Source organism: Klebsiella sp. RHBSTW-00484, from assembly GCF_013705725.1.
GTDB lineage: Bacteria > Pseudomonadota > Gammaproteobacteria > Enterobacterales > Enterobacteriaceae > Klebsiella.
On the sequence record NZ_CP055481.1, the window covers coordinates 6,265,103 to 6,287,876 of the forward strand.

At 51.7% G+C, this 22,774-nt stretch carries 21 protein-coding genes and 1 pseudogene; 14 read left to right on the forward strand and 8 right to left on the reverse strand.

The genetic code is table 11. The features are described from left to right. Positions 1-5: 5 nt before the first annotated feature. A pseudogene (locus HV213_RS29445) lies at positions 6-905 on the forward strand (MFS transporter); the annotation flags it as partial. On the opposite strand, the gene rbsR reads toward HV213_RS29445, so the two are convergent. The 7 genes from rbsR to kup form a co-directional block, all read right to left on the reverse strand. Then, positions 902-1,894: a ribose operon transcriptional repressor RbsR gene (gene rbsR / locus HV213_RS29450; protein WP_110276052.1), complete on the reverse strand. Its 993-nt coding sequence runs from the start codon at positions 1,892-1,894 to the stop codon at positions 902-904. The pseudogene HV213_RS29445 and the gene rbsR overlap by 4 nt on opposite strands. Before the next feature lie 3 nt (positions 1,895-1,897). Then, the gene (gene rbsK / locus HV213_RS29455) at positions 1,898-2,830 is read right to left on the reverse strand and encodes a ribokinase (RefSeq protein WP_181486526.1); all 933 of its coding nucleotides are present in this window, start codon (positions 2,828-2,830) and stop codon (positions 1,898-1,900) included. 98 nt (positions 2,831-2,928) lie between these two features. Next, positions 2,929-3,819: a ribose ABC transporter substrate-binding protein RbsB gene (gene rbsB, locus HV213_RS29460; protein WP_181484291.1), complete on the reverse strand. Its 891-nt coding sequence runs from the start codon at positions 3,817-3,819 to the stop codon at positions 2,929-2,931. Between the two features lie 27 nt (positions 3,820-3,846). Further along, positions 3,847-4,812 (reverse strand): ribose ABC transporter permease, encoded by a 966-nt coding sequence (gene rbsC / locus HV213_RS29465; RefSeq protein WP_112215583.1) that lies wholly within the window; start codon positions 4,810-4,812, stop codon positions 3,847-3,849. Positions 4,813-4,817: 5 nt separating this feature from the next. Beyond that, complete coding sequence (gene rbsA, locus HV213_RS29470) at positions 4,818-6,323, reverse strand: ribose ABC transporter ATP-binding protein RbsA (protein ID WP_181484292.1); 1,506 nt, start codon at positions 6,321-6,323, stop codon at positions 4,818-4,820. A 7-nt stretch (positions 6,324-6,330) separates the two neighbouring features. After that, a complete protein-coding gene (gene rbsD, locus HV213_RS29475; protein WP_181486527.1) occupies positions 6,331-6,750 on the reverse strand; it encodes a D-ribose pyranase in 420 nt (139 codons plus the stop codon). Between the two features lie 184 nt (positions 6,751-6,934). Beyond that, the gene (gene kup / locus HV213_RS29480; RefSeq protein WP_181484293.1) at positions 6,935-8,803 is read right to left on the reverse strand and encodes a low affinity potassium transporter Kup; all 1,869 of its coding nucleotides are present in this window, start codon (positions 8,801-8,803) and stop codon (positions 6,935-6,937) included. A gap of 217 nt (positions 8,804-9,020) precedes the next feature. Here kup and ravA point away from each other — a divergent pair, with 217 nt between their 5' ends. Then, positions 9,021-10,520: an ATPase RavA gene (gene ravA / locus HV213_RS29485; RefSeq protein WP_181484294.1), complete on the forward strand. Its 1,500-nt coding sequence runs from the start codon at positions 9,021-9,023 to the stop codon at positions 10,518-10,520. After that, positions 10,517-11,965: an ATPase RavA stimulator ViaA gene (gene viaA, locus HV213_RS29490; RefSeq protein ID WP_181484295.1), complete on the forward strand. Its 1,449-nt coding sequence runs from the start codon at positions 10,517-10,519 to the stop codon at positions 11,963-11,965. Before ravA ends, viaA begins: the two co-directional genes overlap by 4 nt. A gap of 8 nt (positions 11,966-11,973) precedes the next feature. Here viaA and asnA read toward each other — a convergent pair whose 3' ends face one another. Beyond that, positions 11,974-12,966 (reverse strand): aspartate--ammonia ligase, encoded by a 993-nt coding sequence (asnA, locus tag HV213_RS29495; RefSeq protein ID WP_181484296.1) that lies wholly within the window; start codon positions 12,964-12,966, stop codon positions 11,974-11,976. 151 nt (positions 12,967-13,117) lie between these two features. On the opposite strand from asnA, the gene asnC reads away from it, so the two are divergent. The 11 genes from asnC to atpG all read left to right on the forward strand — a co-directional run bounded on the left by asnC (position 13,118) and on the right by atpG (position 22,768). Beyond that, on the forward strand, positions 13,118-13,576 hold the full coding sequence (gene asnC, locus HV213_RS29500) for a transcriptional regulator AsnC (RefSeq protein ID WP_004107306.1): 459 nt from the start codon (positions 13,118-13,120) through the stop codon (positions 13,574-13,576). Between the two features lie 91 nt (positions 13,577-13,667). Then, a complete protein-coding gene (gene mioC, locus HV213_RS29505; protein WP_112215590.1) occupies positions 13,668-14,108 on the forward strand; it encodes an FMN-binding protein MioC in 441 nt (146 codons plus the stop codon). Positions 14,109-14,489: 381 nt separating this feature from the next. Further along, a complete protein-coding gene (gene mnmG / locus HV213_RS29510; RefSeq protein WP_181484297.1) occupies positions 14,490-16,379 on the forward strand; it encodes a tRNA uridine-5-carboxymethylaminomethyl(34) synthesis enzyme MnmG in 1,890 nt (629 codons plus the stop codon). 114 nt (positions 16,380-16,493) lie between these two features. Then, a complete protein-coding gene (gene rsmG / locus HV213_RS29515; RefSeq protein ID WP_181484298.1) occupies positions 16,494-17,117 on the forward strand; it encodes a 16S rRNA (guanine(527)-N(7))-methyltransferase RsmG in 624 nt (207 codons plus the stop codon). 616 nt (positions 17,118-17,733) lie between these two features. Then, positions 17,734-18,114, forward strand: a complete 381-nt coding sequence (atpI, locus tag HV213_RS29520) for a F0F1 ATP synthase subunit I (RefSeq protein ID WP_181484299.1) — start codon at positions 17,734-17,736, stop codon at positions 18,112-18,114. Positions 18,115-18,122: 8 nt separating this feature from the next. Beyond that, positions 18,123-18,938: a F0F1 ATP synthase subunit A gene (atpB, locus tag HV213_RS29525; protein WP_181484300.1), complete on the forward strand. Its 816-nt coding sequence runs from the start codon at positions 18,123-18,125 to the stop codon at positions 18,936-18,938. A gap of 47 nt (positions 18,939-18,985) precedes the next feature. Further along, the gene (gene atpE / locus HV213_RS29530; protein WP_000429386.1) at positions 18,986-19,225 is read left to right on the forward strand and encodes a F0F1 ATP synthase subunit C; all 240 of its coding nucleotides are present in this window, start codon (positions 18,986-18,988) and stop codon (positions 19,223-19,225) included. 56 nt (positions 19,226-19,281) lie between these two features. Continuing rightward, positions 19,282-19,752 (forward strand): F0F1 ATP synthase subunit B, encoded by a 471-nt coding sequence (atpF, locus tag HV213_RS29535; RefSeq protein WP_110276038.1) that lies wholly within the window; start codon positions 19,282-19,284, stop codon positions 19,750-19,752. A 14-nt stretch (positions 19,753-19,766) separates the two neighbouring features. Continuing rightward, positions 19,767-20,300, forward strand: coding sequence for a F0F1 ATP synthase subunit delta (gene atpH / locus HV213_RS29540; protein WP_110276037.1), 534 nt, complete (start codon positions 19,767-19,769; stop codon positions 20,298-20,300). 12 nt (positions 20,301-20,312) lie between these two features. After that, positions 20,313-21,854 (forward strand): F0F1 ATP synthase subunit alpha, encoded by a 1,542-nt coding sequence (gene atpA / locus HV213_RS29545; protein WP_110276036.1) that lies wholly within the window; start codon positions 20,313-20,315, stop codon positions 21,852-21,854. A gap of 50 nt (positions 21,855-21,904) precedes the next feature. Continuing rightward, positions 21,905-22,768: a F0F1 ATP synthase subunit gamma gene (atpG, locus tag HV213_RS29550; RefSeq protein WP_110276035.1), complete on the forward strand. Its 864-nt coding sequence runs from the start codon at positions 21,905-21,907 to the stop codon at positions 22,766-22,768. Positions 22,769-22,774: the final 6 nt, after the last annotated feature.

The following is a 22,774-nucleotide window of genomic DNA, read 5'->3' on the forward strand; positions in this document are numbered from 1 at the left end:
ACCCGATTTTTCTAATTAATATTCCCATCGGCATTATCGGGATTGTGTACGCCCGTAAATATATGCCGGACTTCACTACGCCCCGGCGCCGTTTTGACGCGCTCGGCTTTCTGCTGTTCGGATTAAGTCTGGTACTATTTTCCAGCGGAATCGAACTGTTTGGTGAGAAGATCGTCGCGACATGGATTGCTCTATCCATCATTGCTCTGAGCATTGTTATGCTGTTGGCGTATATTCGCCACGCTCGCCGTCATCCTACGCCGCTCATTTCGCTTTCTTTATTTAAGACGCATACTTTTTCAGTGGGAATCGCGGGAAATCTGGCAACTCGCCTGGGCACCGGCTGCGTCCCGTTCCTGATGCCTCTGATGCTACAAGTGGGCTTTGGTTATCCGGCGATAATCGCAGGCTGCATAATTGCACCGACAGCTATCGGTTCGATTATTGCCAAATCGACCGTTACCCAAATTCTACGCTGGTTTGGCTATCGAAAAACGCTGGTTGGGGTCACGATATTTATCGGTCTGATGATCGCCCAATTTTCACTGCAGTCTCCGGATATGTCGATTTGGGTACTGCTGTTGCCGCTATTTGTATTGGGGATGGCGATGTCCACCCAGTTCACATCAATGAACACCATCACGCTCGCAGATTTGACCGATGAAAATGCCAGTAGCGGCAACAGCATGCTGGCCGTCACCCAGCAGTTATCTATCAGCCTCGGGGTCGCCATTAGTGCGGCAGTGCTGCGCTTTTATGAAGGGTTCGATAGTGTAAATACCATCGAGCAGTTTCACTACACCTTTATAACCATGGGAGCAATCACCGTGGTATCAGCGCTAGTATTTGCTTTATTGAAAGCGAAAGATGGCCGCAACCTGATTAAGGAGCGGCACAAGCATTAAGCAGAGCCACGCACGACCAGTTCTGGAGTCAGCTGAACGCGTTGTTGTTTTTGTCCTGGGTCAGCCATTCGGTGGATGAGTACATCGATGGCCAGCTCGCCCAGTTCATCTTTCGGCTGATGAATGGTCGTCAGCGGCGGCGTCATATAGCGAGCCAGCTCAATGTCGTCATAACCCACCAGCGCCATATCCTGCGGAATGCGCAATCCACTCTGATAAAGCGCCTGATAAGCACCAACCGCCATCGCGTCGTTACCGACAAACACCGCCTGCGGCAGCTTGGGGAGTACTAACAGCTTTTCCATTGCGCTAAATCCGCCGCCAAACTCAAAATCGCTGCTAATAACGTATCCTTCAGGTACTGCCAGCCCGGCACGAGCCATTGCAGCATGATATCCCTCAAGACGCAGTCGCGAAGGGGTTTTATCCAGCGGGCCCGCGATGCAGGCAATCCGCGTATGGCCTTGATCGATGAGGTACTGCGTCGCTATATCGCCACCCAACAAAGAGTTATCCTGGATCAGGTCACTATCGCCATCGAACGGTGCCCAATCCATCATCACCGTCGGTACGGAAGGGTAGCGCTGCATGATTTCCGGCGAAGGCTGGTGAGTTTCAGTACACAGCAGCAACAAACCATCGACGCGCTTTTGCATCAGCGTCTCCAGATTACGGTTCATTCGCTGTTCATCGCCTTCGGTGTTACACAGCACCAGGCTATAACCGCGTTCAAAACAGCTACGCTCCACACCACGTACCAGCTCCGAGTAAAACGGATTGGTACTGGCGGTAATGAGCATGCCAATAGTACGGGTTTGGTTTAATTTAAGACTACGCGCCAGTGCAGATGGCGCGTAATTCAGGCTCTTAATCGCGGCGTCGACTTTAGCGGTAATGGCTTCGCTAACGAAGCGATCCTTGTTGATGACATGAGAAACCGTCGAAGTGGAAACGCCCGCTATGCGGGCTACATCCTTCATGGTGGCCAAGCGTTACCCCTGTTGACGTAAAAATTCATCTATTTCTTTTCGCCATGGCACGGAGGGCTGAGCACCTTTACGGGTGACGGCGATAGCCGCGGCAGCATGGGCAAAACGAATCGCCTCAGCCAGTGCGGTACCTTCAAGCAGCGCGGTGACCAGCGCCCCATTAAAGGTGTCTCCGGCGGCAATAGTATCAACGGCCTGCACTTTAAAACCGGGAACACGATGACCGTTGCCTTTGAGACTAGCCCATACACCACGGCTGCCGAGGGTAATAATCACCGCACCAATACCTTTATCATGGAGCACGTTAGCTGCTTTTGCCGCATCATCGTCATTTTCCACTCGAACGCCGGTCAGTTTTTCCGCTTCGGTTTCGTTCGGGGTAATGATATCCACCAGCGCTAACAGTTCATCCGGCAACTCTCGTGCTGGAGCAGGATTGAGTATCACTGCAGTTTGACTCTGGTGAGCAATTTTCGCCGCCGCCAGTACGCTTTCTAACGGCGATTCCAGCTGCATTAGTAGCGCCTGCGCGCTGGCGATACGATCTTTTTCAGCTTCAACCTGCGTAACGGAAAGGGCGGCGTTAGCTCCAGCATGAATACCAATAGTATTCTCACCTTCAGCGTTCACAAAAATCAGCGCCACGCCGGTTGATTCCCCGGCAACAGCCCTTACCGGCGCAACGTCGATATTATCGCTTTCCAGCTGGCGACGAACGCGTTCACCAATATCGTCATCACCGGTACAGGCGATAAAAGAGATATTTGCCCCGCTGCGCCCGGCAGCAACGGCCTGATTTGCGCCCTTACCGCCGAAAGCGACCTGATAGTGATGACCGGTGACGGTTTCACCAGGCGTAGGGAAGGAGTCGAGGTTAAGGATGTGATCGGCATTGATACTACCAAGGACGACAAGTTTGCCTGCGGTTTTCATAATCAATATTCCCGGAAAGCGCGCCACCGGAACCCGGTGGCGCATGCCCTGCTTTTCTTTATTATGTTGACCCTCGGACCGTTGCCAGTCCGAATCACATATTATTGCTTAATGACCAGTTTCAACTCAACCGGATAGCTGGTATCCACTTTTTCGCCCTTCAGCACTTTATCAGCGGTCTCAACGCCTTTCACGCCAATCTGCTCCGGAAGCTGGGCGACGGTCGCAGCCAGTTTGCCACTGTTTACTGCTTTTTCGCCATCCGGAGTGCCGTCAAATCCAACCACCATCACATCAGATTTACCTGCGGTTTGCAGAGCGCGCAGCGCACCCAGCGCCATTTCATCGTTCTGGGCAAATACGGCCTGTACATCAGGATGCGCCGTCAGCAGGTTCTGCATGACGTTCAAGCCCTTAGTGCGGTCGAAATCTGCCGGCTGGCTAGCCAGTACGTTAAATTTATGCGCCGCAACGGCTTGTTGAAAACCTTCGCCACGCTCACGCGCCGCAGAAGTCCCTGCAATTCCCTGTAGTTCAATGATCTTCGCACTTTCGCCGACTTTCTTGGCAATATAGTCACCGGCCATCTTGCCGCCCAGAACGTTATCAGAAGCAATATGGCTTACCACTTCGCCTTTTGAGGCCTGGCGGTCAAGGGTAATAACCGGAATTTTTGCCTGATTCGCCAGCTTCACAGCATTACCTACTGCGTCAGAGTCGGTTGGGTTGATCAGCAGCAGTTTGGCTCCGCGAACGGTTAAGTCCTGAACGTTAGCCAGTTCTTTCGCAGGGTTGTTCTGTGAATCCAGCACCACCAGGTTATAGCCGAGTTTATCTGCTTCTTTTTGCGCACCATCCTTCAGAGAGACAAAGAACGGATTGTTAAGCGTAGAGATAACCAGAGCGATAGTGTCTTTTGCCATCGCGTTTGCGCTTACGGTTGCGCTTAAAGCTACAGCAGAGATCAGGGTCGCCAGTTTTTTCATATTCATAGTTAAGATGTCCTGTAGAGTTCTCAGTTACTGCTTCTTGTTATCTACCAGTACCGCCAGCAAAATAACCACCGCTTTCACGATCATCTGGTAATAGGATGAAACGCCTAATAAATTCAAACCGTTGTTCAGGAAGCCAAGGATCAAAGCACCAATCAACGTACCGACAATACGACCTTTACCACCCGCCAGGCTGGTGCCACCAAGCACAACCGCAGCAATAGCATCCAGTTCATAACCGGTGCCTGCCGTTGGCTGTGCGGAAGAGAGACGCGCGACCTCAATAATCCCGGCCAGCGAAGCCAGCATGCCGCACAAAGAATAGACAATGATTTTAACTTTATTGACGCTGATGCCAGAAAGACGGGTTGCCGCTTCGTTACCACCCAGCGCATAGATATAACGACCCAAACGGGTATGGTGCAGCATGTACCACGCGGCCAGGAAGACAATCGCCATAATCCACACCGGGGTTGGGATCCCCAGCGGGCGACCAATCCCGAACCAGCCAAACAGATCGGCATTGTCGGTAAAGCCAGTATTTACCGGGCTACCGTTGGTATAAACCATGGTCACACCGCGTAGCAGCAGCATCATTACCAGGGTAGCGATAAATGCCTGCACGCGCCCTTTTGCCACAATTACGCCTGTAACCGCGCCGATTGCCGCACCTAATGCCAGCGCAGCGGCAACGGCCACCAGCGCGTTAACCTCAATTCCGACAATTGAAGCGGCGACCGCGCCAGTCAGCGCCAGAAGGGAACCTACGGACAGGTCGATACCCGACGTCAGGATAACCAGCGTCATCCCTACCGCCATGATGGCGTTAACTGAAGTCTGTTGCAGAATATTGAACAGGTTATTCACGGTAAAAAAGTTGGGGCTCATGGTAGAGACAACCGCAATCAGCACCAGTAGGGCAATCAGCGATTTTTGCTCCATCAACCACGCTTTGGTGAAGTAGCGGCGACCAGAAACAGTCGGGTTATTCATCTTTTTTACTCCTGATTCACGCGGTTAAGCTTGCCCACAGCGGCAGCCATCAATACTTCCTGGGTGGCCTGCTCGCGTGTGAATTCACCGCCGAGATGCCCTTCATGCATCACCATGATGCGATCGCTCATGCCCAACACTTCTGGCATCTCAGAAGAGACCAGAATGATGCTCAGACCATCGGCTTTAAATTGGTTGATCAGTTGGTAGATCTCTTTCTTCGCCCCAACGTCCACGCCGCGGGTTGGTTCATCAAGGATCAGCACTTTTGGCCGAGTCATCAGCCCGCGGGCAATCGCCACCTTCTGTTGGTTACCGCCGGAAAGTAGCCCAATGGCCTGCTCCATAGACGGCGTCTTCACATTAAACAGGCGGATAAAATCGCTGACCGCCTGCTGTTCATCTTTATGCTTGAGGCTGCCGCCGCTGCGGCTGAAATAACGCAGTGCAGTCAGCGACATATTTTCTTTGACCGACATACCGAGCACTAAACCATCGCGTTTACGGTCTTCAGAGATATAAACGATGCCGTTTGCCAGGCCATCCTGCGGAGAACGCGTCACCACTTCATGACCATCAAGGGTGACGTAGCCACTGGTGCGCGGCAGCGCACCGTATAGCACTTTCATCAGTTCCGTACGCCCTGCGCCCATCAGCCCAGCGACGCCAAGAATTTCGCCTTTACGCAGGGTAAAAGAGACGTTCTCCACGCCCGGCCCACACAGCGCATCCACCTTCAGACGGATATCGCCCGGCGCTTTATCAATGCGCGGGTACTGATCTTCGAGCTTACGTCCCACCATCATTTCAATCAGCAGATCTTCATCAAGGCTGGCGACTTCACGCTCGGCAATGAACTGGCCGTCACGGAAGACCGTCACGTCATCGCAAATTTCGAAGATCTCTTTCATACGGTGGGAGATATAAACAATGCCGCGCCCTTGCGATTTCAGCTCGCGGATGACGCGAAACAGGGATTCGGTTTCGGTATCGGTCAGTGCATCGGTCGGTTCATCCATAATGATGACTTTCGACTCGAAGCTCAGCACTTTAGCGATTTCGACCATCTGCTGATCGCCGATCGACAGATCGCCCACCAGCTTTTGGCTATTGAAGCGTAAATTCAGCTTCAATAGCAGGACATCGGCTTCGGCATACATCTTCTTCCAGTCGATTTTGCCAAAGCGATTCACAAACTCACGGCCGAGAAAGATGTTCTCTGCAATCGTCAGCTGCGGGATCAGGTTCAGCTCCTGGTGGATGATGCCGATACCGGCTTCCTGGGAGGATTTCGGGCCGGTGAAGGTGGTTTCTTTACCCAGCCATAATAATGAACCGGCGTCACGGGCATAAATCCCGGTCAGCACCTTCATCATGGTGGATTTGCCTGCGCCGTTTTCGCCCACCAGCGCCATGACGCGCCCAGAGTAGACATTTAACGCAGCACCGGAGAGCGCCTTCACGCCCGGGAACGATTTATCGATCCCTTTGAGTTGTAAGAGTGCGTCCATGACGGCCTCAGAACGTGACGCCAGCACAGAGAATAATGTTCGCAAACGGGGAACACTCCCCGCTGCGAATCACCGCCTGACTATCTGCAGTTTCTTTTTTGAACTGCTCATGATTGGTATAACGAATTTCAATGGTGTTTCCCTGGTGTTGCTGCAGCAGCTCAAGATGTCTGAGCAACGTCGTGTGGAGCTGCGGGTTAAGGGTTTTAATCTCTTGCGCGAGGATAGCCGCTTCAACCTGCATTTCGCTCGTCACCACCTCCAGAACCTGCATAAAGGAGGGAACTCCGTGGGTTAACGCCATGTCGATACGCGTGCTGCTACGAGGTACTGGTAATCCAGCATCGCAAACTACCAGCGTATCGGTATGACCCAGACGGGAGATGACCGACGAAATATCAGCGTTAAGTACGGTACCTTTTTTCATTTTCTCTTTTGCTCCACTAGCGAAACGTTTCGCTGACATAAGTATTATCAATACTCGAGCAAAAAACCATCATCAGAATTGAGAATTGTGATCGCTATCGAAACGTTTCGCAAAACTGAGGTAAAGGAAGGAAGTCAGAATAACAAACAGCAAAAAGCCCTTCGCAAGGAAGGGCTTTAGAGAATCAAATTTCGACTTGGGTACCGAGTTCAATAACCCGGTTTGGCGGGATTTCGAACTGATCCGGCGCTCGCAGGGCGTTACGCTGCAGCAGAAGATACAGCTTGCCGCGCAGGCGCAGATACCACGGCCGCTTGCCGATGATTAACGACTCATGCGACATAAAGAAGGAGGTCTCCATCATCCGGCAGCTCAGGCCTTCCAGCCCGCAGCGGTGGAAGACTTCTTCAACATTCGGCGTTTCACGCCAGCCGTAGCTGGCAACCACGCGCCAGAACGACGGTGAAATCTGCTCAATCTGCACGCGACGAACGTTATGCACGTATGGCGCATCTTCGGTACGCAGCGTTAGCAAGATTACCCGCTCATGCAGCACCTTGTTGTGCTTCAGGTTATGTAACAGAGCGAAAGGAATCACATTTAGCGCTCGGGACATATATACGGCGGTCCCAGGAACGCGAACCGGCGGCGATTTTTCAAGGGAAGAGATCATCGCTTCCAAAGAATTACCATGTTCATGCATCCGACGTAGCAAGCGGAAACGCTCGCTTTTCCAGGTGGTCATGATGGTAAACATCACCAGACCCAGCGTCAGCGGCAGCCAGCCACCGGAGACGATTTTGTCGAGGTTAGCTGAGAACAGCGGGATGTCGATGCACATAAAGGCCACCAGCAGCAGTGCCACAACAAACTTATTCCAGTGCCAGTTTTTACGCGCTACCGTCGAGAACAAAATGGTGGTCAGCACCATGGTTCCCGTCACCGCAATCCCATATGCCGCCGCCAGGTTCGAGGAGTGCTCAAAGCTGACAATCACAATGACCACCGAGATATAGAGCAGCCAGTTAATGAACGGGATATAAATCTGGCCGGACTCCATTTCCGAGGTATGGATAATGCGCATCGGCGAAAGATATCCCAGACGCACCGCCTGGCGGGTCAACGAGAAGACACCGGAAATCACCGCCTGAGAGGCGATAACCGTCGCCAGGGCGGCGATAATCAGCATCGGAATCAATGCCCACTCGGGCGCCAGCAGGAAGAACGGGTTCTTAATCGCTTCTGGATGTTTTAGCAGTAGCGCTCCCTGACCAAAGTAGTTCAGCACCAGAGAAGGCAGAACTACCGAGAACCAGGCCAGACGAATAGGCAATTTACCGAAGTGCCCCATGTCGGCATACAGCGCTTCCACGCCGGTAATCGACAGTACCACCGCGCCCAGTGCGACAAAAGAAACGGTTTTATATTCGAGGAAAAAGTGAACCGCCCAGTATGGGTTCAACGCCTGCAACACTTCCGGGTTAGCAAAAATGCTACGCGCCCCTAGCACTGCCAACAGCAGGAACCAGATCAGCATAATTGGCGCGAACAGCTTGCCCACCATACTGGTGCCGTGCTTTTGGATAGCAAACAGCAGCGTCAGAACAATAATTGATATGGGGACAACCCAGGTATCCAGGTCAGGAGCGATAATTTCCAGACCCTCGATTGCTGACATGACCGAGATTGCCGGCGTAATGACCACCTCTCCGTAGAAGAAGCTACCGCCGATAAGACCAAGGATCACCAGTACGGACGTTGCTCGCGCGGACGTGTTACGTCCTGCCAGCGACATCAGCGTCAGGATCCCACCTTCACCGGCGTTATCCGCCCGCATAACGAAGGTAATATATTTGAGTGATACGGTAAAAATCAGCAGCCAAAAAATGAGCGACAGGAAGCCAAAAACAGCATCACGCTCAACGCCAAAGCCAAACTGGCCAGACAGACATTCACGAAGTGTATATAGCGGGCTGGTGCCGATATCGCCGTATACCACACCGATTGCCGCCAGCGTTATTGCTGGCAACGATTGCTTATTATCAGAGCTCATAGACTAGTCTTTTCGTTTATAAAACAAATGTGTGCCTAGTCCCTTGGCCCACAAAAAGCGCACAGTATGCACGATTATTTGCTAAATCGTACCCCTAACTGACATCATCTTAACCTGACTCAAAGAAAATAAATCGATTCTTCAGGCTATTACCACCCCTAATCAAACATCTATACTCGACTTAACAACGACATCCTAAAAAGCACGCAACTCAATTATGGCTCAATCACATTTACTGGCAGAAAGAATTTCCCGGCTCAGCGCAGCTCTGGAAAAAGGGCTCTTTGAACGCAGCCACGCAATACGCCTTTGTCTACTTGCGGCACTCAGCGGCGAGAGCGTTTTTTTGCTGGGTCCACCGGGTATCGCCAAAAGCTTAATTGCCCGCCGTCTTAAGTTCGCCTTCCTGCGAGCCCGCGCATTTGAATATCTGATGACCCGCTTTTCAACGCCGGAAGAAGTCTTTGGCCCACTTTCCATCCAGGCGCTGAAAGACGAAGGTCGTTACGAACGCCTGACCGCCGGCTACCTTCCGGAAGCCGAAATTGTTTTTCTCGATGAGATCTGGAAAGCAGGTCCGGCGATCCTCAATACGCTGCTGACGGCGATAAACGAGCGCCATTTTCGCAACGGGGCAACCGAAGAGAAAATCCCTATGCGCCTGCTGGTGGCAGCATCGAACGAATTGCCTGAAGCGGATAACAGCCTGGAAGCCTTATACGATCGCATGCTCATCCGTTTATGGCTGGATAAGGTACAAGATAAAACCAACTTCCGCTCAATGTTGATAAGCCAGCAGGATGAGAACAGCAACCCAGTTCCAACTAATTTGCAGGTCAGCGACGAGGAATTCATACAGTGGCAGCAAGATATCGGTGCCGTTAAGCTGCCGGACAGCGTGTTTGAGCTGATTTTCCAGTTGCGCCAGCAACTGGATGCACTACCCAACGCGCCCTACGTTTCAGATCGTCGCTGGAAAAAAGCCATCCGTCTGTTGCAAGCCAGCGCCTTCTTCAGCGGTCGAGATACCATTGCCCCTATCGACCTGATCCTGCTGAAAGATTGCCTGTGGCACAACATTGAGACCATGAACCTGATGTCCGTGCAGTTGGAAACCTTAATGACCAGCCACGCCTGGCAGCAACAGGCAATGCTCACCCGCCTGGGGACGATTATCCAGAGGCGCATTCAGCTTCAGCAACAGCAAAGCGATAAGACCGCGCTAAAAGTGACGCGCCTGGGCGGTATGTTTAGCCGGAAACCTCATTATGAATTACCTGCTGAAGTGCAGGCCCCCACGTTGACTCTGCTACTCCAGCAGCCGCTCAAACTGCACGATCTGGAAGTCATTCATATTACGTTTGTCCGTGAAGAGCTAGCGCATTGGCTGGAAAAAGGCGGTGAGATCCGCGGTAAACTCAACGGTATAGGCTTTGCCCAGCAGCTGAATATGGATGTCGATACCAGCCAGCACCTGGTTGTGCGCGATGTCAGTCTGCAGGGGTCGCGTCTCTCCTTACCCGGCAGTGAATCGCAGGAAAATATGCCGGCCGAAATCAGGCAACAGCTGGAAGCGCTGGACGACGAGTGGCATCAACAACACAACCGCTTCAGCGAACAGCAAAAATGCCTGTTTATTCCCGGTGAGTGGCTGGGACGCATCGAAGCCAGCCTGCAGGACGTTGGGACGCAGATTAAACAGGCCCGACAGTCATGACTCTGGATATGCTGAATGTCATGCTGGCAGTCGGCGAAGAGGGAATGATCGACGAAATGCTGCTGGCTCTGCTGGCAGCACCTCAGTTAGCCATTTTCTTTGAAAAATTTCCGCGGTTAAAAAATATCATCGCCGCAGATATTCCTCGCTGGCGTGAGGCGGTCAGATCGCGCCTAAAAGAGACCCATGTTCCTCCCGAACTGGATGCGGAAGTTCAGTGCTATCAACAGTCACAGCGGCTTTCCACTTCGCAGTTTATCGTCCAGCTCCCGCAAATCCAGAGTCAGCTACACAAGCTTCACTCCCCTTTTGCCGCCCAGGCACAGCAGTTAGTGGATAACAATCATACTTTTACCCCCGCTCTGCATACGCTTTTTCTCCAGCGCTGGCGTTTGAGTCTGGTGGTGCAGGCAACGTCCCTCAATCAGCAACTGCTGGATGAGGAGCGCGATCAGTTGCTTAGCGAAGTCCAGGAACGAATGACTCTCAGCGGTCAATTGGAGCCGGTGCTGGTGGAAAATGATAACGCAGCAGGGCACCTGTGGGATATGAGCGCAGGAGAGCTGAGGCGCGGTGATTATCAGTTGATCGTTCGCTACGGGGATTTTTTGACTCAGCAGCCTGAACTTATGCAGCTTGCTGAGCAGTTGGGTCGTTCCAGAGAGGCGAAGACGGTACCAAAAAAGGATGCGCCGATGGAAACCTTCCGCAGCCTGGTGCGAGAACCGGCAACCGTGCCGGAGCAGGTCGATGGGCTACAGCAGAGCGACGATATTCTGCGCCTGCTGCCGCCGGAACTGGCCACACTCGGCATCACCGAGCTGGAGTTTGAGTTCTATCGTAAGCTGGTAGAGAAACAGCTGCTGACCTACCGACTTCACGGTGATGCCTGGAAGGAAAAGGTAACCGAGCGTCCAGTCACCCGCCAGGATTTTGATGAACAGCCGCGAGGGCCGTTTATCGTCTGCGTCGATACATCGGGATCAATGGGCGGCTTTAATGAGCAGTGCGCTAAGGCTTTTTGCCTGGCGCTGATGCGGGTCGCACTGGCAGATAATCGCCGCTGCTTCATTATGTTGTTTTCCAGCGAGGTAGTGCATTACGAACTCACCGGACCACAGGGGCTTGAGCAGGCGATCCGTTTCTTAAGCCAGCGCTTTCGCGGCGGTACGGATTTGGCCAGTTGCTTCCGGGCTGTTATTGAGCGAATGCAGAACCCTCAGTGGGTAGATGCTGATGCGGTGGTGATTTCTGATTTTATCGCCCAGCGCTTGCCGGATGAGGTGATCAATAAGGTAGGGGAACTACAGCATAAACATCAGCATCGTTTTCATGCGGTGGCAATGTCGGTACACGGTAAGCCCGGCATCATGCGCATTTTCGATCATATCTGGCGCTTTGATACCGGGTTACGTAGCCGCCTGCTGCGTCGCTGGCGGCGTTAGCTGATCTATTAAAGAAGGGCAGCGACGCTTTCACGAACCTGCGTTGGCCAGACGCCGCACTGAACCTGCCCGATATGGTCAAGCTGCAGAAGTAGCATCGTCAGACGAGACTGGCCGATACCGCCGCCGATAGTCTGCGGCATTTCTCCGCGCAGCAGCGCCTGGTGCCATTCCAGCTTCAGGCGATCTTCATCACCAGTAATCGCAAGCTGGCGTTTCAGCGCCTCGGAATCCACGCGGATGCCCATCGAAGAGAGCTCAAAAGCATCTTCCAGAATCGGGTTCCACACCAGGATATCGCCGTTCAGACCAGCAAAACCTTCAGCTGCCGGCGTGCTCCAGTCATCATAATCCGGGGCACGAACATCGTGACGCTGACCATCAGACAATTTGCCGCCGATACCAATCAGGAATACAGCACCCAGATCTTTGGCTATCGCCCGCTCGCGGCCTTTAGCATCAAGATCCGGATAACGACTTAATAATTCCTGACTATGAACAAACTGGATCGTCTCCGGCAAGAACGGCGTCAGGCCAAATTCTTTGCTCACCGCAGCTTCGGTCGCTTTGATCCCGGCATAGATCGCTTCAACGGTCGATTTCAGCGTCCCGCAATGGCGTTCTGCGTCACCCATTACGCGCTCCCAGTCCCACTGGTCAACGTAAACGGAATGGATAGCGGTTAATCTGTCTTCATCGGGGCGAAGGGCCTTCATGTGCGTGTACAGCCCTTCGCCCGCGCTGAAGTCGTGTTGTCCCAGGGTTTGACGCTTCCACTTCGCCAGTGAATGAACCACTTCGAATTGGGCGTCTGGCAGTGTTTTCACTTTCACCTGAACCGCTTTTTCGCAACCAGACAGGTTATCCTGCGTCCCATCTCCCACACGGCTTAAGATGGGGGCCTGGACTTCAATCAGACCAAGCTTCTCTTCAAGCTGGCGGGAAAAGTGAGACTTAACGAAACTAATCTGGCGTTGTTTTGCGATGTATGCGGTTTTCATTTTTATGACTCCTGCGTCCTGTTGCCATTGATTAAGCAACAAAACCGCGATGCAATTCAATAATCCAACAACAAAAAGCCTGCTTAGGTTTTAATTCATCAAAATATGGCGCTAAAATAGAGCGATTCATCAAACTTCATAAGAAAAACCTATGGAAAATTATCAGATCGACAATCTGGATCGCGGCATCCTTGAAGCTCTCATGGCTAATGCACGTACCGCCTATGCCGAACTGGCGAAACAGTTTGGCGTCAGCCCCGGGACAATTCACGTTCGCGTCGAGAAAATGAAGCAAGCGGGAATTATTACCGGCGCACGCATTGACGTCAGTCCAAAACAGCTGGGTTACGATGTGGGCTGTTTTATCGGCATCATTCTGAAGAGCGCGAAGGATTACCCTTCCGCACTGGCCAGATTAAACAGTCTCGATGAAGTTACCGAAGCGTATTACACCACCGGCCACTACAGCATCTTTATAAAAGTGATGTGCCGATCGATTGATGCCCTTCAACATGTACTTATCAACAAGATCCAAACAATCGATGAAATTCAGTCCACTGAAACATTGATCGTCCTGCAGAACCCGATTATGCGTACCATTCGCCCGTGATCGGACTTTTTAATCCCACATTTTTCCACAGGTAGATCCCAGCCCGCTCACAGCGTACAATACGCCACTCTGAATAGTGGAGCGGGCGATCATGGCAGACATAACTCTTATCAGCGGCAGTACTCTGGGTAGCGCAGAATATGTATCAGAACATCTGGCGGAAAAGCTGGAAGAAGCTGGTCACGGCACCACTATCCAGCACGGTCCGTTGATTGAGGATCTGCAGGCCGAAGGAATCTGGCTGGTTATCTCTTCTACTCATGGTGCTGGCGATATTCCCGATAACTTACTGCCTTTCTATGAAGCGCTTCAGGAGAAGCAAGTCGATCTTTCTGCTGTCCACTTTGGCGCAATCGGCATCGGTAGTCGTGAATATGACACCTTCTGTGGAGCTATTGATAAAATCGAGGCGGCCCTCATAGCATGTGGGGCAAAACAGATCGGCGAAACGCTGAAGATTAATGTCCTCGAACATGAGATTCCTGAAGATCCAGCAGAGATTTGGCTTGGATCCTGGAAAAATTTGCTCTGAGAATTGTAAAGATCTTCGTTTCTTCTGTGGATAACTATGCTTAAAAGCTTGGATCAACCGGTAGTTATCCAAAGTATAACCCTTGACTGATTTTTGTGCTGTGTATAACCCTTCATTTTGATCCCAGCTTATACTGAACAGGATCACCGATCATTCACAGATAGTGATCCTTCTTAAGCTTTTGATCTTAAATCGTGGATCTGACTTATCCACAGATATCGTCGATCCTAATAAGAGATCACAATAAAACAGATCTCTAAATAAAAGATCTTCTTTTTAATACTCAGGATCCCGGTGCTTTCTCGAAAGCCGAAAGTTGAGTAGAATCCACGGCCCGGGCTTCAATCCATTTTCAAACCGCTTTACGCGAGGCAAACCACCATGTTTTATCAGGATCCTTTTGACGTCATCATCATTGGCGGGGGTCATGCAGGCACTGAGGCCGCGATGGCCGCAGCGCGAATGGGTCAACAGACTCTGCTTTTGACACACAATATCGACACGTTGGGGCAGATGAGTTGCAACCCGGCGATTGGCGGCATTGGGAAAGGACACCTGGTAAAAGAAGTGGATGCCCTCGGCGGTCTGATGGCAACGGCGATCGATCATGCAGGTATCCAGTTTAGGATACTAAACGCCAGTAAGGGGCCGGCGGTCCGCGCCACCCGAGCTCAGGCAGACCGCGTGCTCTATCGACAGGCAGTTCGCACAGCGCTGGAAAACCAGCCGAACTTGATGATCTTCCAGCAGGCCGTTGAAGATCTGATTGTTGAGAACGATCGTGTCGTCGGTGCCGTGACCCAGATGGGGCTCAAATTCCGCGCTAAGGCGGTTGTTCTGACCGTTGGTACATTCCTGGATGGCAAGATCCATATCGGTCTGGATAACTACAGCGGTGGCCGTGCTGGCGATCCGCCATCGATCCCGCTGTCTCGCCGTCTACGCGAGCTTCCGTTGCGCGTAAGCCGCCTGAAAACTGGTACTCCACCGCGTATTGACGCAAGAACCATTGATTTCAGCGTTTTGGCGCAGCAGCACAGCGATGATCCAATGCCGGTCTTCTCGTTTATGGGCAATGCTTCCCAGCACCCACGTCAGGTACCGTGCTATGTCACTCATACCAACGAGAAAACCCACGATGTTATCCGCAATAACCTCGATCGCAGCCCTATGTATGCTGGGGTGATTGAAGGGATCGGCCCGCGTTACTGTCCGTCGATCGAAGACAAAGTCATGCGCTTTGCCGATCGCAACCAGCACCAGATCTTCCTGGAGCCGGAAGGACTGACGTCCAATGAAATTTATCCAAACGGCATCTCTACCAGCCTGCCGTTTGATGTCCAGATGCAAATCGTTCGCTCAATGCAGGGGATGGAAAATGCAAAAATCGTCCGTCCTGGCTACGCTATTGAGTACGATTTCTTCGACCCGCGCGATCTTAAGCCGACGCTGGAAAGTAAATTTATCCATGGCCTGTTCTTCGCTGGGCAGATTAACGGCACCACCGGCTACGAAGAAGCTGCAGCGCAGGGCCTGCTCGCTGGTCTGAACGCCGCCCGTTTCTCTGCTGAGAAAGAGGGCTGGGCGCCGGGCCGCTCTCAGGCCTATCTCGGCGTGCTGGTGGACGACCTGTGTACTCTTGGGACCAAAGAACCGTACCGTATGTTTACCTCGCGGGCGGAATATCGTCTGATGCTGCGTGAAGACAATGCTGACCTGCGTCTGACCGAACAGGGTCGTGAGCTGGGTCTGGTGGATGACGAACGCTGGGCGCGTTTCAACGAGAAGCTGGAAAGCATTGAGCGTGAACGCCAGCGTCTAAAATCCAGCTGGGTTAATCCGCTGGCAGAAAGCGCTGCGGAAGTGAATGCTCACCTGACTGCGCCACTTTCTCGTGAAGCAAGCGGTGAAGACTTACTTCGTCGTCCTGAAATGACCTACGAGCAGTTGGTGCAGATGTCACCGTTCTCACCAGGTCTTGCAGATAAGCAAGCAGCTGAGCAGGTGGAGATTCAGGTTAAGTATGAAGGCTACATCGCTCGTCAGCAGGATGAGATCGAAAAGCAGCAGCGCAATGAAAATACCTTGCTGCCTGCGACACTCGATTACCGGCTGGTGAACGGATTGTCGAACGAGGTGATTGCTAAGCTCAACGATCACAAACCGTCCTCAATAGGACAGGCATCGCGTATTTCTGGTATTACGCCGGCGGCAATCTCTATTCTGCTGGTGTGGCTGAAAAAACAGGGAATGCTGCGTCGTAGCGCCTGATCTTTCCCTGATAGAGATATTTGGCGGATAACGCATTCGTATCCGCCCTTTTAATTCATCAGCCCGGTAAGCGTTATCGCCTCCGGGCTCATTGTTTTTAGACAGGTATTGACCGTGCTTAACAAACTTTCTCGTCTGCTGGCTGAAGCAGGGATTTCGCTCACCGATCACCAGAAAAATCAGCTGGTAGCCTATGTGGGCATGCTGGATAAGTGGAATAAGGCTTATAACCTGACCTCCGTTCGCGATCCGAACGAGATGCTGGTACGCCACATTCTCGATAGCATTATTGTTGCGCCGCACCTTAAAGGAACTCGTTTTATTGATGTGGGCACCGGTCCTGGGCTACCGGGTATTCCGCTGGCGATAGTGCGCCCTGAGTCCCATTTTACCTTGTTGGACAGCCTTGGTAAGCGTATTCGGTTCCTTCGTCAGGTTCAGCATGAGTTAAAACTGGACAATGTGACGCCGGTACAAAGTCGCGTAGAGGAGTTTTCTGGTGAGCCGCTGTTTGATGGCGTCATTAGCCGCGCATTTGCTTCGTTAAGCGACATGGTGAGTTGGTGCCACCACTTACCTGCGAAGAACGGTTATTTCTACGCGCTCAAAGGTTTAGTCCAGGAAGATGAAATGGCAAATCTTCCACAAGGGTATGTGGTTAATGAGATTATTGAGCTGCATGTTCCTCAGCTGGAAGGGGAGCGTCACCTGGTGGTGATTCAACCAAAAATGATTTAATTTTTATCAAAAAATGTGAAAAAAAGATGGCTCAAGCATGTTACAAAAATAAAAGTCACTGCAGGGTATTATCGGGTCATTGTTAACCTTGTTTTTACCATGGGTTTTCTTTCAGTTAACTTTGACTTGTTGCTTTCTCCGATGGATAGTCAACGTTGAAAATATCAGTGTGCTAAAAATCGAGCTGCTGATGCTTCATACTGATGTTAAATATTTATTATAAATGTCAATAAAAGGTTTTCATTGTATATAGGGTTGTTTTAGAAAGAATACCCATTTTTTATGTTGGATATCAAAAGGATGAAAACTTACGTTTTATGTACAGAATTAATTCAATTGCGGTAAAAATGTCTATTATGTGATCTGATGCACGCTTTAATTGCCGTGTTTTCTCGCTATTTGCAGTTTTGCATGACCGCTCACAGATTGGTGAAAAGCATGAAAAGTTGTCACTTTGAAAATAATTAAACATTTATTCACTATTTTGCTACTTATTGTTTGAAATCACGGGGCGTCACCGTATAATTTGTCCGCTTTTTGATGCTTGACTCTTCGTCTTAAAGGACGTTTTATACGACACGCGACATACCTCAAAGGGAGCAGGAGTAAAAACGTGATGTCTGTGTCGCTCTTGAGTCGAAACGTTGCTCGTAAGCTTCTGTTTATTCAGTTACTGGCAGTAATAGCAAGTGGACTGCTGTTCAGCCTCAAAGACCCCTTCTGGGTCATCTCTGCCGTTTGCGGAGGTTTGGCGGTTGTGTTGCCAAACATGATATTTATGATTTTTGCCTGGCGTCATCAGGCGCATACACCAGCTAAAGGCCGAGTGGCCTGGACCTTCGCCTTCGGTGAAGCCTTCAAGGTGTTGCTGACCTTCGCCTTTCTGGCGGTGGCGCTAGCGGTTTTAAAGGTGGTGTTTTTGCCGCTGATAGTGACGTGGGTTTTGGTGCTGGTGGTACAAATTCTGGCGCCAGCTGTAATTAACAACAAAGGGTAAAAGGCATCATGGCTTCAGAAAATATGACGCCGCAGGAATACATAGGACACCATCTGAACAACCTTCAGTTGGACCTGCGTACTTTCTCGCTGGTGGATCCGCACAACCCCCCAGCCACCTTCTGGACGCTCAATATTGACTCCATGTTTTTCTCGGTGGTTCTCGGTCTGCTGTTCCTTACCATTTTCCGTAGCGTTGCTAAGAAAGCGACCAGCGGTGTGCCAGGGAAACTCCAGACTGCTATCGAAATGACCATCGGCTTCGTCCATGGCAGCGTCAAAGACATGTATCACGGCAAGAGCAAGCTGATTGCTCCGCTGGCCTTGACCGTGTTCGTCTGGGTATTCCTGATGAACCTGATGGACCTGCTGCCAATCGACTTTATTCCTTGGATCGGCGAACACGTTCTCGGTCTGCCTGCTCTGCGCGTGGTGCCGTCAGCTGACGTGAACATCACCCTGTCGATGGCGCTTGGCGTGTTTATCCTGATTCTTTTCTACAGCATCAAAATGAAAGGCGTGGGCGGGTTCGTTAAAGAACTGACCCTGCAGCCGTTCAATCACTGGGCGTTCATTCCTGTCAACTTAATCCTTGAAGGGGTAAGCCTGCTGTCCAAACCGGTATCACTCGGTCTGCGACTGTTCGGCAACATGTATGCCGGTGAGCTGATTTTCATTCTGATTGCTGGTCTGTTGCCGTGGTGGTCACAGTGGATTCTGAATGTGCCATGGGCCATTTTCCACATCCTGATTATTACGCTGCAAGCCTTCATCTTCATGGTTCTGACGATTGTCTATCTGTCGATGGCATCCGAAGAGCATTGATTTTTACCAACATACTACGTTTTAACTGAAACAAACTGGAGACTGTCATGGAAAACCTGAATATGGATCTGCTGTACATGGCTGCCGCTGTGATGATGGGTCTGGCGGCAATCGGTGCTGCGATCGGTATCGGCATCCTCGGGGGTAAATTCCTGGAAGGCGCAGCGCGTCAACCGGATCTGATTCCTCTGCTGCGTACTCAGTTCTTTATCGTTATGGGTCTGGTGGATGCTATCCCGATGATCGCTGTAGGTCTGGGTCTGTACGTGATGTTCGCCGTCGCGTAGTAAGTTGTTCGAAAGAAACCTAAGCCACAGAGTTAATTTTTAAGAGGTATTGTGCTGTGAACATGAACGCAACAATCCTCGGCCAGGCCATCGCGTTTGTTCTCTTCGTATGGTTCTGCATGAAGTACGTATGGCCGCCTTTAATGGCTGCCATCGAAAAGCGCCAGAAAGAAATTTCTGACGGTTTAGCTTCTGCAGAACGCGCTAAGAAAGATTTGGACCTTGCACAGGCCAACGCGACCGACCAGCTGAAAAAAGCGAAAGCGGAAGCCCAGGTAATCATCGAGCAAGCGAACAAGCGTCGCTCTCAGATTCTGGATGAAGCTAAAGCGGAAGCAGAACAGGAACGCACCAAAATCGTCGCACAGGCGCAGGCTGAAATCGATGCCGAACGTAAACGTGCTCGTGAGGAGCTGCGTAAGCAGGTCGCTATCCTGGCTGTTGCTGGCGCCGAGAAGATCATCGAACGTTCCGTGGATGAAGCTGCTAACAGCGACATCGTGGATAAACTTGTCGCTGAACTGTAAGGAGGGAGGGGCTGATGTCTGAATTTGTAACGGTAGCTCGCCCCTACGCCAAAGCAGCTTTTGACTTTGCCGTCGAGCACAACAGTGTTGAACGCTGGCAGGATATGCTGGCGTTTGTCGCTGAAGTGACCAAGAACGAACAAATGGCAGAGCTACTCTCCGGTGCATTGGCTCCGGAAACGCTCTCTGATGCGTTTATCGCGGTATGTGGTGAGCAACTGGACGAAAATGGTCAGAACCTGATTCGGGTAATGGCTGAGAATAGTCGTCTGAAGGCGCTCCCTGATGTTCTCGAGCAGTTCATTCACCTGCGCGCTGCCAGTGAGGCAACCGCAGAGGTAGAAGTTATTTCTGCCACCCAGATGAGTGACGTACAGCTTGCGAAGATTAGCACTGCGATGGAAAAACGTCTGTCACGCAAAGTTAAGCTGAATTGCAAAATCGATAAGTCTGTAATGGCAGGTGTTATCATCCGTGCGGGTGATATGGTCATTGATGGTAGCGTACGCGGCCGTCTTGATCGCCTTGCAGACGTCTTGCAGTCTTAAGGGGACTGGAGCATGCAACTGAATTCCACCGAAATCAGCGAACTGATCAAGCAGCGCATTGCTCAGTTCAATGTTGTGAGCGAGGCTCATAACGAAGGTACTATCGTTTCTGTCAGTGACGGTGTTATCCGCATTCACGGCCTTGCCGATTGTATGCAGGGTGAGATGATCGCTCTGCCGGGTAATCGTTACGCTATCGCACTGAACCTGGAGCGCGACTCCGTAGGTGCCGTTGTGATGGGTCCGTACGCTGACCTTGCCGAAGGCATGAAGGTTAAATGTACTGGCCGTATCCTGGAAGTTCCGGTTGGCCGTGGCCTGCTGGGCCGCGTGGTTAACACCCTGGGTGCGCCAATCGACGGTAAAGGTCCGCTGGAGCACGACGGCTTCTCCGCTGTTGAAGCTATCGCTCCGGGCGTAATCGAACGTCAATCCGTCGATCAGCCGGTTCAAACCGGTTATAAGTCCGTCGATGCCATGATCCCAATCGGTCGTGGTCAGCGTGAACTGATCATCGGCGACCGTCAGACCGGTAAAACCGCGCTGGCAATCGACGCTATCATCAATCAGCGTGACTCCGGCATTAAGTGCGTCTACGTGGCTATCGGCCAGAAAGCGTCCACCATTTCTAACGTGGTACGTAAACTGGAAGAGCACGGCGCGCTGGCCAACACCATCGTTGTGGTTGCAACCGCATCTGAATCCGCTGCACTGCAATACCTGGCACCGTATGCCGGTTGCGCAATGGGCGAATACTTCCGCGATCGCGGTGAAGACGCGCTGATCATTTATGATGACCTGTCTAAACAGGCCGTTGCTTACCGTCAGATCTCCCTGCTGCTCCGCCGTCCGCCAGGACGTGAAGCGTTCCCGGGCGACGTATTCTACCTCCACTCTCGTCTGCTGGAGCGTGCTGCACGTGTTAACGTTGAATACGTTGAAGCTTTCACCAAAGGTGAAGTGAAAGGTCAAACCGGTTCTCTGACTGCGCTGCCGATTATCGAAACCCAGGCGGGTGACGTTTCTGCGTTCGTTCCGACCAACGTAATTTCCATTACCGATGGTCAGATCTTCCTGGAAACCAACCTGTTTAACTCCGGTATTCGTCCTGCGGTTAACCCGGGTATCTCCGTATCCCGTGTTGGTGGTGCTGCTCAGACCAAGATCATGAAGAAACTGTCCGGTGGTATTCGTACCGCGCTGGCGCAGTATCGCGAACTGGCGGCGTTCTCCCAGTTTGCCTCTGACCTTGATGATGCAACCCGTAAGCAGCTGGACCACGGTCAGAAAGTAACTGAACTGCTGAAACAGAAACAGTATGCGCCGATGTCCGTTGCGCAGCAGTCTCTGGTTCTGTACGCAGCAGAACGTGGTTATCTGGCAGATGTAGAGCTGGCGAAAATCGGTAGTTTCGAAGCTGCTCTGCTGGCTTACGTCGACCGTGATCACGCTCCGTTGATGCAAGAGATCAACCAGTCCGGTGGCTATAACGACGAAATCGAAGGCAAGCTGAAAGGCATCCTCGATTCCTTCAAAGCAACCCAGTCCTGGTAAAGTCTGGCGGCTTGCTTTAGGGCAGGCCGCAAGGCATTGAGGAGAAGCTCATGGCCGGCGCAAAAGAGATACGTAGTAAGATCGCAAGCGTCCAGAACACGCAAAAGATCACTAAAGCGATGGAAATGGTCGCCGCTTCCAAAATGCGTAAATCGCAGGAGCGCATGGCGGCCAGCCGTCCTTACGCAGATACCATGCGCAAAGTGATTGGTCACCTTGCGAACGGTAATCTGGAATATAAGCACCCGTACCTGGAAGAACGCGACGTTAAGCGCGTGGGCTACTTGGTGGTGTCTACCGACCGTGGTCTGTGTGGTGGCTTGAACATTAACCTGTTCAAAAAACTGCTGGCGGATATGAAAGCATGGTCCGATAAAGGCGTTCAGAGCGAACTCGCAATGATCGGCTCGAAGGGCGTGTCGTTCTTTAATTCCGTAAGCGGCAATGTTGTCGCTCAGGTGACCGGCATGGGTGACAACCCATCCCTGTCCGAACTGATCGGTCCGGTAAAAGTGATGTTGCAGGCCTACGATGAAGGTCGTCTGGACAAGCTGTACGTTGTCAGCAACAAATTTATTAACACCATGTCTCAGGTTCCAACCATCACCCAACTGCTGCCGTTACCGGCGTCAGAAGATGATGACTTGAAGCGTAAATCCTGGGATTACCTGTATGAACCCGATCCGAAAGCGCTGCTGGATACCCTGCTGCGCCGCTATGTGGAATCTCAGGTTTATCAGGGCGTGGTAGAAAACCTGGCCAGCGAGCAGGCCGCACGTATGGTGGCGATGAAAGCCGCGACCGACAATGGCGGCAGCCTGATTAAAGAGCTGCAGTTGGTATACAACAAAGCTCGTCAGGCCAGCATTACTCAGGAACTCACCGAGATCGTCGGTGGAGCATCCGCGGTATAACCAGGT

Bases quoted from the DNA above. Each gene is read 5' to 3' on its own strand.
- rbsB (WP_181484291.1), bottom strand. From the start codon at position 3,819: ATGAATATGAAAAAACTGGCGACCCTGATCTCTGCTGTAGCTTTAAGC.
- rbsC (WP_112215583.1), bottom strand. From the start codon at position 4,812: ATGAATAACCCGACTGTTTCTGGTCGCCGCTACTTCACCAAAGCGTGG.
- rbsA (WP_181484292.1), bottom strand. From the start codon at position 6,323: ATGGACGCACTCTTACAACTCAAAGGGATCGATAAATCGTTCCCGGGC.
- rbsD (WP_181486527.1), bottom strand. From the start codon at position 6,750: ATGAAAAAAGGTACCGTACTTAACGCTGATATTTCGTCGGTCATCTCC.
- kup (WP_181484293.1), bottom strand. From the start codon at position 8,803: ATGAGCTCTGATAATAAGCAATCGTTGCCAGCAATAACGCTGGCGGCA.
- ravA (WP_181484294.1), top strand. From the start codon at position 9,021: ATGGCTCAATCACATTTACTGGCAGAAAGAATTTCCCGGCTCAGCGCA.
- viaA (WP_181484295.1), top strand. From the start codon at position 10,517: ATGACTCTGGATATGCTGAATGTCATGCTGGCAGTCGGCGAAGAGGGA.
- asnA (WP_181484296.1), bottom strand. From the start codon at position 12,966: ATGAAAACCGCATACATCGCAAAACAACGCCAGATTAGTTTCGTTAAG.
- asnC (WP_004107306.1), top strand. From the start codon at position 13,118: ATGGAAAATTATCAGATCGACAATCTGGATCGCGGCATCCTTGAAGCT.
- mioC (WP_112215590.1), top strand. From the start codon at position 13,668: ATGGCAGACATAACTCTTATCAGCGGCAGTACTCTGGGTAGCGCAGAA.
- mnmG (WP_181484297.1), top strand. From the start codon at position 14,490: ATGTTTTATCAGGATCCTTTTGACGTCATCATCATTGGCGGGGGTCAT.
- atpI (WP_181484299.1), top strand. From the start codon at position 17,734: ATGTCTGTGTCGCTCTTGAGTCGAAACGTTGCTCGTAAGCTTCTGTTT.
- atpB (WP_181484300.1), top strand. From the start codon at position 18,123: ATGGCTTCAGAAAATATGACGCCGCAGGAATACATAGGACACCATCTG.
- atpE (WP_000429386.1), top strand. From the start codon at position 18,986: ATGGAAAACCTGAATATGGATCTGCTGTACATGGCTGCCGCTGTGATG.
- atpH (WP_110276037.1), top strand. From the start codon at position 19,767: ATGTCTGAATTTGTAACGGTAGCTCGCCCCTACGCCAAAGCAGCTTTT.
- atpA (WP_110276036.1), top strand. From the start codon at position 20,313: ATGCAACTGAATTCCACCGAAATCAGCGAACTGATCAAGCAGCGCATT.
- atpG (WP_110276035.1), top strand. From the start codon at position 21,905: ATGGCCGGCGCAAAAGAGATACGTAGTAAGATCGCAAGCGTCCAGAAC.